This is a genomic window from Clostridioides sp. ZZV14-6150, assembly GCF_020657875.1.
GTDB lineage: Bacteria > Bacillota > Clostridia > Peptostreptococcales > Peptostreptococcaceae > Clostridioides.
On sequence record NZ_JAGWDA010000052.1, the window covers coordinates 1 to 551 of the forward strand.

Annotated in this window: 1 rRNA gene; it reads left to right on the forward strand. The window is 49.9% G+C overall.

Features of this window, described 5'->3' with window-relative positions:
• Nucleotides 1-551 (forward strand): 23S ribosomal RNA (locus KGF41_RS20490); the annotation flags it as partial.

The window sequence follows — 551 nt, forward strand, 5'->3', positions numbered from 1 at the left end:
AGTGAGAATGTTGGCATGAGTAGCGAGATGTGGGTGAGAATCCCACAGGCCGTAAACCCAAGGTTTCCAGGGGAAGGTTCGTCCGCCCTGGGTTAGTCGGGACCTAAGCTGAGGCCGAAAGGCGTAGGTGATGGACAACAGGTTGATATTCCTGTACTACCGATAACCGTTTGAGAGATGGGATGACACAGTAGGATAAGCTAAGCACACTGTTGGTTATGTGTGCCCAAGCATTGAGGCAGTCAGAGTAGGTAAATCCGCTTTGACAATGCTGGGATGTGATGGGGAGCGAAATTTAGTAGCGAAGTAGCTGATTTCACACTGTCAAGAAAAGTCTCTATCGAGGTTAAAGGTACCCGTACCGCAAACCGACACAGGTGGGTGAGGAGAGTATCCTAAGGCCCGCGAGAGAACTGTTGTTAAGGAACTCGGCAAAATGACCCCGTAACTTAGGGATAAGGGGTGCCACCATACGGTGGCCGCAGAGAATAGGCCCAAGCGACTGTTTACCAAAAACATAGGTTTCTGCTAAGTCGCAAGACGATGTATAG